Source organism: Mycobacterium sp. 1165178.9, assembly GCF_001673555.1.
In the GTDB taxonomy this organism is placed as follows: domain Bacteria; phylum Actinomycetota; class Actinomycetes; order Mycobacteriales; family Mycobacteriaceae; genus Mycobacterium.
The window spans coordinates 1-10,305 of the sequence record NZ_LZMB01000422.1; the positions used below are offsets into that span (position 1 = coordinate 1).

The window sequence follows — 10,305 nt, forward strand, 5'->3', positions numbered from 1 at the left end:
GCGCGTTGACCACGAACGTCAAGACGAACAGCGCGAATCCGGCCGAGATGTATGCCCCCGTGGGCAGCGGCGCGCTGAATTCGGCGGCCGCCGACGCGATCTTCGAGGCGAACGTGTAGCCGCCGTCGAACAGCGACCAATTGCCCGGGCGGGCTGCCGAACGCAAGATGATCAGCACCGCGACGGTCTCGCCCAGCGCGCGGCCCAACCCCAGCATCGAGGCCGCGATCACCCCGCTTCGGCCGAACGGCAAGACGGTCATTCGCACCACTTCCCATTTGGTCGCGCCCAGGGCCTGAGCCGCCTCCATCTGGATGTGCGGGGTCTGCCGAAACACCTCGCGTGAGACGGAGGTGATGATCGGCAGGATCATCACCGAAAGCACCACGGCGGCGGTGAAGATGGTGCCACCACCGGCCAACGACACGTTGCCCTGCTTGAACAGGAACAACCATCCCAGGTGGCGATTGAGGTACGTGGCCACCGGCTCGAGCTGGGGTGCGAGCACGAAGATCCCCCACAGCCCGAAGATGATCGACGGCACCGCGGCCAGCAGATCCACGACCGCACCGAAGGGTCGCGCCAGCCGCCTCGGCGCGTACTGGGTGAGAAACACGGCGATACCGATCGCGACGGGGACGGCCAGCACCAGCGCGCTGACCGAACTGAGCACCGTGACCATGAGCAGATCGCGGATACCGAACGCGAGCCTGTTCGGGTCGCTGGTGCTGAATTTGGCGCTGGTGAAAAAGTTCGCATGGTTGACGCGCAACGACGGGACCGCACGCAGCAACAGGAATACCGCGATCAACAGGATGGCGACCACAATCGTCGAACCGGCCGCGGCGGCCATCATTTTGAACAGCCGATCAGCCCGCCGCCCCACGTGTTCACTCAGCGTTGTTAATGCCGGCTTCTCCGTGGTCGACGGGCCTATTGCTGTTCCTGGTGTCACGACCACCTCAGGTTAGGTGATGGCGTTGATGGAAGCAGACAACCTCGCCTTGAACGACTCAGGGATAGGGATGTAGCCGTTGTCGGCCAAGCCGTCCTGCCCCGCACCGATGGTGCTTTGCAGGAAAGCCTTTACTGCCGTACCGATCTGGGCATCGGGATACTTCGAGCACACGATCTCGTAGGTGGCCAACACGATCGGATAGGAACCCGCCTGGGTCGGCTTGTAGAACGACAGCGTGTCCAGCACCAGGTCGTTACCCTGGCCGGCGATCTTGGCCCCGGCAATCGTCTTGCCCACCGAGTCGGCGCTGATCGGCACCGCGTCCGGGCCGGCAGAGGTGACGATCTTGGCCATGTTCAGTTTCTGCGCCTGAGCAAACGACCATTCGTTGTAGGTGATGGATCCTTCGGTGGCCTTGATCGCCGCGGAGGTGCCGTCGTTGCCCTTCGCCCCCTCGCCGACGCCACCCTTGAACGTCTTTCCGGCACCCTTGCCCCACGCGCCATCGGCGGCGGCATCTAGGTATTTCTGGAAATTGTCCGTGGTGCCGGATTCGTCATTGCGGAATACGACGTGGATCGGCTCGGCGGGCAGCGTGGCACCCGGGTTGAGAGCCAGGATGGCCCGGTCATTCCACATCGTGATCGCGCCGTTGAAGATTTTTGCGGCTGTGGCGCCATCCAGGCTCAACGAATTGACACCCGTGACGTTGTAGGTGATGGCGATCGGGCCGAACACCACCGGGAGATTCAACGCCAGCGAACCGCAACGTTGTTGGGCTGCGGCGTATTCGTTCGGCGCCAGTGGCGAGTCCGAACCCCCGAAATCTGTTTGTTTGCCATTGAATTCGCTGATTCCCGCGCCCGATCCGTTGGCAGTGTAATTCAGCGTCTGTCCCGGGCAGGCATGCTCGAATGCGTTGACGAAGCGGGTCATCGCGTTCGCCTGCGCCGTCGAACCGCTGGCCTTGAGGGTTTTCGCCCCGCCGCAGCTCACCTTGCCCGACGAGGAACCGCTGGTTGCGCTCGCGCCGGTCCCGTTGTTGTCGCTTCCGCATCCCGACATCATCAGCGCGCCGGCGCTCAGGACACCCAGCACGGCGCCAAATCGGTTGAGTTTCAATTCGCTTCCTTACGGTAGGGATGAAACAGCATCGCCGCCGGTCAGGAGCGCTGCGCTCCGACCGGCCCGTCTCGCAGCCACGAAGCTAACAGTAACAAGGTTAACTGTGAGCAAACGGTTCGACGATTGCCGCTTAACGCCGCGGCTGACGGCCGCGACGTGGGCGGAAGCGGAACTGAGCCTTGATTCACTGCCCTCCGTCAGCAAAGGAAGTTGCTCGGATTAATTTGCAATGCGGGCGCCGTGATCCCGTGAGCATCTCACGAAATGGCGCCGATGGACTGCCCCAGCCGGGAGCTTCCCGACAACACCAGCGCACCGGCCGTCAGCATACGCAGCGCGCCACCAAATCGGTTGCGCCTCAAATTACTTCCTCACGGTAAAGACCAACGATGATCGCCGTCGGTCAGCTAACAGCACCAGGGTCAACGGCGGGCGAATGATGCAACGGCGCGGGCGAGGGCCGGTAGCGACTGGGGCGCGCGCATGGGCTTCGGCGGGCATGCCAGCATTGCCATATGCAAAAGTAGAACGTGTTCCAGAAATGCCCAATCCGAGACGGCGCGGCTTGCTACCGTGTCGGCTGACACCGAAACGAAGAGAGGCCGCCAATGATCCTTGACAGGTTCCGTCTCGACGACAAAGTCGCCGTCATCACCGGTGCGGGCCGCGGCCTCGGGGCGGCCATCGCGCTGGCCTTCGCCGAGGCGGGTGCCGATGTTCTGATCGCCTCGCGTACGGAGTCCCAACTAGAAGCCGTCGCCGAACAGGTTCGAGCCGTCGGACGGCGTGCCCAAGTCGTGGCCGCCGACCTCGCGCATCCCGAGTCCACGGCGGAGCTGGCCGGCAAGGCGGTCGAGGCATTCGGAAAACTAGACATCGTCGTCAACAACGTCGGCGGGACAATGCCCAACACGCTGCTGACCACCTCGACCAAGGACCTCAGAGACGCTTTCACCTTCAACGTCGCGACGGCCCACGCGCTGACGCTGGCCGCGGTCCCCTTGATGCTGGAGCACTCCGGCGGCGGCAGCATCATCAACATCACCTCGACCATGGGCCGGCTGGCCGGGCGCGGTTTTGCCGCCTACGGCACCGCCAAGGCCGCGCTGTCGCATTACACCCGGCTGACCGCCCTGGACCTGTGCCCGCGCGTTCGAGTCAACGCGATCGCGCCGGGATCGATCCTGACCTCCGCCCTGGACGTGGTTGCCTCCAACGACGAGCTGCGTGCGCCGATGGAGAAGGCCACTCCGATGCGCCGCCTCGGCGATCCCGTCGACATTGCCGCTGCCGCAGTCTATTTGGCGTCTCCCGCCGGCAGTTTCCTGACCGGCAAGACGCTCGAGGTCGACGGCGGTCTCACCTTTCCCAACCTCGACATACCCGTTCCGGACCTGTGACCCCGACCGCTGAGGAGCTAGCCATGCCCATTCCCGTCGTCCAATTGGGCACCGGCAACGTCGGTATCCACGCGCTGCGGGCGCTCATCACCAATCCCGGGTTCGAACTGAAGGGCGTCTGGGTGTCTTCGGACGCCAAGGCCGGCAAGGACGCGGCAGAGCTTGCGGGGCTCACGGAGTCGACCGGCGTGCTTGCCAGCACCGACCTGGATGCGGTGCTCGCCACCGGACCGCAATGCGCCGTATACAACGCTCTGGCCGACAACCGCCTGCCCGAGGCGCTCGAGGACTATCGGCGCGTCTTGGCGGCGGGAATCAACATCGTCGGCAGCGGCCCGGTCTTCTTGCAGTACCCGTGGCAGGTCATCCCCGAGGAACTCATCCAGCCGTTGGAAGATGCCGCGCAACAAGGGAATTCGAGTCTCTTCGTCAACGGTATCGATCCCGGATTCGCCAACGATTTGTTGCCACTGGCGCTCGCGGGTACCTGCCAGAGCATTGAGCAGATTAGATGCATGGAGATCGTCGACTACGCCACGTATGACAGCGCGGCGGTCATGTTCGACGTCATGGGCTTCGGTAAGCCGCTGGACGACCTTCCCATGCTGCTGCAGCCCGGCGTCCTCAGCCTGGCGTGGGGGTCGGTGATCCGCCAAATCGCTGCGGGCCTGGGTGTTTCGCTCGACGAGGTCACCCAGGACTACGTTCGCATACCAGCCCCCGAGGACTTCGACATCGCCTCGGGTCATATCGCCAAGGGCACCGCCGCGGCTCTGCGCTTCGAGGTGTTCGGCATGGTCGACGGCCACCCCGTCGTCGTCCTCGAACACGTCACCCGGCTGCGCGAGGACCTGTGCCCCGAATGGCCGCAGCCCGCTCAAGAGGGCGGTTCCTACCGCATCGAGATCACCGGCGAACCGTCCTATGCCATGGATGTTTGCCTGAGCAGCCGCAAGGGCGATCACAACCACGCCGGTCTGGTGGCCACCGCGATGCGCGTCGTCAACGCGATCCCTGCGGTCGTCGCCGCCCAACCGGGCATCGTGACCACCCTGGATCTGCCGCTGGTCACCGGGAAGGGGCTCTACCTCCCCCGCTGAGGCTCAGGGACCGGAAACGCCCGGGAGCCGCTGACGGGCGCGCCGCGATGTTCGGCTAACCTCACTTTATTATTCGGTGCAGGGAATCGAGGTAGGCACGTTGGGGCAGCGCACCCAGGGCTCGCTCAAGGGCAACTGGTATTTGCTCGGGCCCGCGTTCGTTGCCGCGATCGCCTATGTCGACCCGGGAAACGTCGCCGCCAACGTCAGCGCCGGCTCGCAGTATGGCTACTTGTTGCTGTGGGTCATCGTGGCAGCCAATGTGCTGGCCGGTCTCGTGCAGTACCTGTCGGCGAAGCTGGGGCTGGTCACCGGGCGCTCCCTGCCCGGCACGATCGGTAAGCGGATGGGCCGCCCGGCGCGGTTGATCTATTGGGCTCAGGCCGAACTCGTGGCCGTCGCAACCGATGCGGCCGAAGTCGTTGGCGGGGCCATCGCGCTGCACATCCTCTTCGATCTGCCGCTCCTGGTCGGCGGCCTCATCACCGGTTTGGTGGCCTTGCTGCTGCTGGGGATTCAGGACCGGCGCGGGCAGATCATTTTCGAGCGGGTCATCACCGGCCTTTTGCTCGTCATCGCGATCGGGTTCGCGGCGAGCTTCTTCGTGAAGACGGCGCCGCCGGAGGAGATGCTCGGCGGGCTGGTGCCCCGATTCCAAGGCACCGAAAGCGTGCTGCTGGCCGCAGCCATCCTGGGCGCCACCGTGATGCCCCACGCGGTGTACATGCATTCCGGGCTGGTGCTGGACCGGCACGGGCATCCCGGCGAGGGGTCGCATCGCCGCCTGCTGCTGCGCGTCACCCGCTGGGATGTCGTGCTGGCGATGACGGTGGCCGGCACGGTGAACGCCGCGATGCTGCTGATCGCCGCGGTCAACCTGCAACATCGCGATGTGAGCGCCTCCATCGAGGGCGCCTACACCGCGATTCACAACACGCTGGGCGCCAGCATCGCGGTGCTGTTTGCGGTCGGCTTGCTCGCGTCGGGTCTGGCGTCGTCGTCGGTGGGTGCCTATGCCGGAGCCATGATCATGCAGGGATTGTTGCACCGGTCGATTCCCATGCTGGTGCGCCGCGTGATCACTCTGGTGCCCGCCGTGGTGATCCTGGCGGTTGGCTTCGATCCCACCCGCGCGTTGGTGCTGTCGCAGGTGGTGTTGTCGTTCGGAATACCTTTTGCGGTGCTGCCTTTGATCAAGCTGACCAGCGATCGCGAGTTGATGGGCAGCGACGTCAATCACCGCATCACGACTCTTGTTGGCTGGGCCGTCGGCGTATTGATTACTCTGCTCAACGTGGTGCTCATCTGGCTGACGGTGACCGGCTGAATGCCGGCCCACCGGCACCTCTACTTCGCATACGGGTCGAACCTGTGCGTCCGGCAAATGGCGCAACGCTGTCCCGACGCCGCGCGACCGCGGCCGGCGGTGCTGGCCGATCACGACTGGCTGATCAACCAGCGTGGTGTGGCCACCGTGGAACCGCTCGCCGGCAACCAGGTGTACGGGGTGGTTTGGCAAATCTCCGACGGCGACCTGGCGACGCTGGACAGCGCCGAGGGTGTGCCGGTGCGCTACCGCCGCGACGAGATGACCGTGCACACCGACGACGGGCCGGCGTCGGCCTGGGTCTACATCGACCACCGGGTGACCCCGGGACCGCCCCGCCCGGGCTACCTGCCCAAGATCATCGACGGCGCCACCCAGCACGGGCTGCCGCAACGCTGGGTCGACTTCTTGCGCCGCTGGGACCCCGCTGGATGGCCCAGCCCGAAATCGTTGTCGGCGTCCGAGCTTGGGCCACAGTCGCTTTCGGCATTGCTAAGTGAGCCTGGGGTGACCGAGATCAGCCAATTGCGCTCGCGTTTCGGCTTTTTCGCGATCCACGGCGGCGGGCTGGAAGAGATGACCGACGTAATCGCCGAGCGCGCCGCCCAAGCCGCCGGCGCCTCGGTGTACATCGTGCGCCATCCGGACCGGTATCCGCACCACCTGCCGTCGGCCCTGTTCGATCCGGCCGAGTCGCCACGGCTCGCCGAGTTCCTCGACCATGTCGACGTCGCGGTGTCGCTGCACGGATATGGCCGCGATGGGCGCAGCACCCAGCTATTGGCGGGCGGCCGCAATCGCGCACTGGCCGATCACCTGACCCGGCACATCGAGCTGACCGGCTATCAGGTGATCACCGACCTCGACGACATCCCGCCGGAGTTGCGGGGCTTGCACCCGCGCAACCCGGTGAACCGGGTTCGTGGTGGCGGAACGCAGCTGGAGCTCTCGTCGCGGGTCAGGGGGATCAGCCCGCGCAGCCCGCTGCCGGGTGATGACGGTTTGTCGTCGGTCACCAGCGCCCTGACCCAGGGGTTGGCCGCGGCCGCCCGCAGTTGGCCAATGTCGGATCGTTGAACGGAGATGGTTGGTGGCCAAGGATTTTCGCTTCGGAATGAGCATGCGGTTCTTCAAGTCGCGCGAGGCGCTGCTCGATAAGGCCAAGCGCGCCGAGGACGCCGGCTTTGACATTCTCTGTGTGCCCGACCATTTGGGTGCCGCGGCACCGTTCCCGACGCTGACCGCGGTCGCGATGGTTACCACGACGCTGCGGCTGAGCATGTATGTGCTGAACTCCGCGTTCTATAAACCGGCCCTGCTCAGCCGGGACATGCAAGCGCTGGATCTGCTCAGCAACGGCCGCCTGGAGATCGGACTCGGCACCGGTTATGTCCGGGAAGAGTTCGAGGCCGCGGAGATTCCCTATCCCAGCGCCGGTGCCCGGGTGGACTACCTCGAGCACATGACGAAGTACCTGAAAGAACACCACCCGTCGACCCCACTCATCATCGCCGGCAATGGCGACCGGGTGCTGACCATCGCAGCCCGCAACGCCGACATCATCGGGCTGACCGGCTCCAAGGTGCGCGACGTCGAGGATCCGTTCGCCGAACGCGTCGAGTTCGTCCGCAACGCCGCAGGAGAGCGTTTCGACTCACTCGAGCTGAACCTGGCGATCACGGCGATGCCACGCGACGGCGAGACCGAGCCCGACCTCAAGCTGACCCGCGCCTACTCGCCTGACCTGTCCGACGAAGAGATCCTGTCCCAGCCCTCGGTACTCAGCGGTTCCCCCAGCGAGATCGCGGATACGTTGTCCGCATACCGCGAGAAGTATGGTGTGTCATCCTTCACCCTGCAGGACAACAACCTCGACAACTTCTCCAAGGTGATCGCCGAACTGCGCTGACCGCCGAGCGATTACCTGCCGGACGGCCGGTAAGCTCAGCCCGGTCCGCCCCCGTAGCTCAGGGGATAGAGCACGGCTCTCCTAAAGCCGGTGTCGCAGGTTCGAATCCTGCCGGGGGCACGATCTGACCAGCACAGATGCAAACCCGCACAAGATTTGCACAACTAGGTCTCTTCGGCATGGCTCCGAGTGAAACGGAGCACACTATGAGCACCAACCCCGGAACCGTCGCGGCCACAAACCCTCACGCGGAGATCTCGGTGCCGCCTGGCGCGGACTTCCCCGATGACTCGCAGCCCGATGGGTACCGGATTGTGTACGGGAGTCGGCGGGAAGTCTGCGGGGCGATCGGCGGCGCACCGGCGTGCATTTTATGGGGTCGCTCAGCGTGGCTACTGCCGCAATCAGGCGGTCTCGTACGGCTGGGAGGCATCCGTCGATGGTCACACCGACCAATTTTCATTGCGGGAACCAATGATGGCGGAACCCGCGAGCAGCGCACGTCGCGTTGAGGACGATCTGATTTAAGTTTTCAGGTCATCGTCCTCAGAGGCCTGCGCGTCGGGACCATCTTCGTCGTCTGTGGCTTGCGGGGGTTGTTCGTCGCCTTCGGGTGGCGGCTGTTCTGCGGTAGTCACGGGGTGTGTCTTACCCGGGTCCGCTGCGTGGGAAACCGGCGAGCGACGCGCCATTTTGCATCCTTGACCGTTGAACGCCGCGGAGTTGGGCGGGCAGACCATCGGCGCTTAACACCGCAGTTGCCGGGTAGACATGTGATATGCCGGAATCAGCGCAGAATGGCGCGGCCGAGAATGACTTGGCAGCGCAGCGCAATGAGCAGGTGGCGCAAGGTCATGAGTGGGCCGCCCACGCAGAGCCCAACACTACTGGCGACCTGCATGACGACGCTGCCACGAAACACCGGCGGACCGCCGGAGAAGATCGGTCCAAAGCCCAATCCGCCAGAGACAAAGCCGGCGAGCAAACGAACTAGATCGGTCGGCTAACTCGTTAAAACTGACGCCGTAGCTGCTCCACACCAGTGACGCTAGAGTCCGTATTGTGTCCAGAACCGCTGGTGAGTCTCCTACTGAGGATGAACTTGAGGGAGAGCTCTTAGCAGGGGCATCCGGGCGGACTGGATGGTTTCGGTTCTACTTCGATGACCAACGCTGGGAGTGGTCTGATGAGGTGCGACGGTTGCACGGTTATCAGCCAGGCACGGTCACCCCGACCATGGAGCTGGTGCTATCCCACAAGCATCCTGATGACCGTGATGAAGTGGCAGCGACTATTGACCGCATCATTCACACCCGCGGTGTGTTTAGCGGCCGGCATCGCATCATCGACACCGGCGGGGCAGTCCGCTCTGTAATCGTCATCGGGGACCAGTTCTTCGACGACGACGGTGCAGTCATCGGTACACATGGTTTTTATGTCGACGTGAGTCCGTCCGAGCAGGCACGCGAGGACGCGGTCACCGCGAAAGTTAGTGAGATTACAGAGCATCGCGCGGCCATTGAGCGGGCCAAGGGGATGCTCATGCTCGTCTACGACATTGATGCCGAAGCCGCCTTTGACCTGCTCAAGTGGTTGTCTCAGGCCACCAACGTCAAAGTCCGGGCGCTATGCGAACGGCTCTGCGGTGATTTACGCGGCGTCGCAGCGAGCGGGATCTTCGACAAGACCTTGTTTGACCATGCGTTATTGAAAAGCCCCCGAGCACTAGCTCGATAGCGCGGGCTGACCGTAGAAGGACCCCTGACAGAATATGGCGCCCCCGGCAGCCGCTTCATGACCAACCGGGGACTAAGCACCGCGGCGATCCCGGGTCCGTCGCGCGCCTACATCGCTCAATACCCCATCGAGAAGCAGGCAAACGGCAAAGTCGGTGAGCGACAATACGATCCGTTAAGTTTCTTAAACATTTTCCCCGCCATGGAGCCGCCCGCCCCCCTGCCCCACGATCTACTAAATCTGAATCGGCTCCGCCGAATTCGTCTGCGACGTAAGGTTTGTGAATTCTGACGACTCCACTACCGCCGCCCGGGTGGGAAAACTATCGTCGTCTACTCCGCGTCTGAATAGTTGATCGGACCGCCCCTCGCTGCTCGGGGCCGGCCCGCTCGCGCGGACCCGGCAGTACCCGCTCTCTGCGGACCACGGCTGGCGAATCCGCAACGACTGGCGCAGTATCGCGCTATGAGACGAGAAGTCGGGGTCGAGATCGAAGTCGAAATCACGGCGGCCACGACGCTGGAGTTTCAGATTGCTGTTGCGCCGCATCCGGGCACAGACGTCTTCGAGTCGCTGCGCTTCGTCTTGAACGGACGGCCAATCCGGCCCTTGGAAGTCAGCGGAGACCACGGCAACCGTATCCATAAGTTCGATGCAGCGGTGGGCACGCTGCAAGTCGACTACGCTGCGACAATCGTGGGTCAGACCGATGCGGCTCCGGTGAACGAATACGACCAGTCGATGTATCT

General features: G+C 64.0%; 8 protein-coding genes, 1 tRNA gene and 1 pseudogene. 8 read left to right on the forward strand and 2 right to left on the reverse strand.

The window, feature by feature from the left end:
- Positions 1 to 856 (reverse strand): phosphate ABC transporter permease subunit PstC (gene pstC, locus A5652_RS18315; RefSeq protein WP_232001236.1); only part of this gene is annotated, 856 nt, incomplete at its 3' end.
- Between the two features lie 111 nt (positions 857 to 967).
- On the reverse strand, positions 968 to 2,080 hold the full coding sequence (gene pstS, locus A5652_RS18320; RefSeq protein ID WP_067354531.1) for a phosphate ABC transporter substrate-binding protein PstS: 1,113 nt from the start codon (positions 2,078 to 2,080) through the stop codon (positions 968 to 970).
- A 611-nt stretch (positions 2,081 to 2,691) separates the two neighbouring features.
- Here pstS and A5652_RS18325 point away from each other — a divergent pair.
- The 8 genes and pseudogenes from A5652_RS18325 to A5652_RS18365 form a co-directional block, all read left to right on the forward strand.
- Entirely contained in the window at positions 2,692 to 3,483 is a 792-nt protein-coding gene (locus A5652_RS18325) for an SDR family oxidoreductase (protein ID WP_067354534.1), read from the forward strand.
- A gap of 23 nt (positions 3,484 to 3,506) precedes the next feature.
- Positions 3,507 to 4,583 (forward strand): diacylglycerol kinase, encoded by a 1,077-nt coding sequence (locus A5652_RS18330; RefSeq protein ID WP_067354552.1) that lies wholly within the window; start codon positions 3,507 to 3,509, stop codon positions 4,581 to 4,583.
- A gap of 76 nt (positions 4,584 to 4,659) precedes the next feature.
- Positions 4,660 to 5,910: an Nramp family divalent metal transporter gene (locus tag A5652_RS18335; RefSeq protein ID WP_197514008.1), complete on the forward strand. Its 1,251-nt coding sequence runs from the start codon at positions 4,660 to 4,662 to the stop codon at positions 5,908 to 5,910.
- A complete protein-coding gene (locus A5652_RS18340) occupies positions 5,911 to 6,987 on the forward strand; it encodes a poly-gamma-glutamate hydrolase family protein (RefSeq protein WP_067354537.1) in 1,077 nt (358 codons plus the stop codon).
- A 37-nt stretch (positions 6,988 to 7,024) separates the two neighbouring features.
- Positions 7,025 to 7,819, forward strand: a complete 795-nt coding sequence (locus A5652_RS18345; protein ID WP_067354558.1) for an LLM class F420-dependent oxidoreductase — start codon at positions 7,025 to 7,027, stop codon at positions 7,817 to 7,819.
- 47 nt (positions 7,820 to 7,866) lie between these two features.
- A tRNA-Arg gene (locus tag A5652_RS18350) sits at positions 7,867 to 7,939 on the forward strand.
- Positions 7,940 to 8,881: 942 nt separating this feature from the next.
- On the forward strand, positions 8,882 to 9,556 hold the full coding sequence (locus A5652_RS18360) for a PAS and ANTAR domain-containing protein (RefSeq protein WP_082983979.1): 675 nt from the start codon (positions 8,882 to 8,884) through the stop codon (positions 9,554 to 9,556).
- A 465-nt stretch (positions 9,557 to 10,021) separates the two neighbouring features.
- Positions 10,022 to 10,305, forward strand: a pseudogene (locus A5652_RS18365) (transglutaminase); the annotation flags it as partial.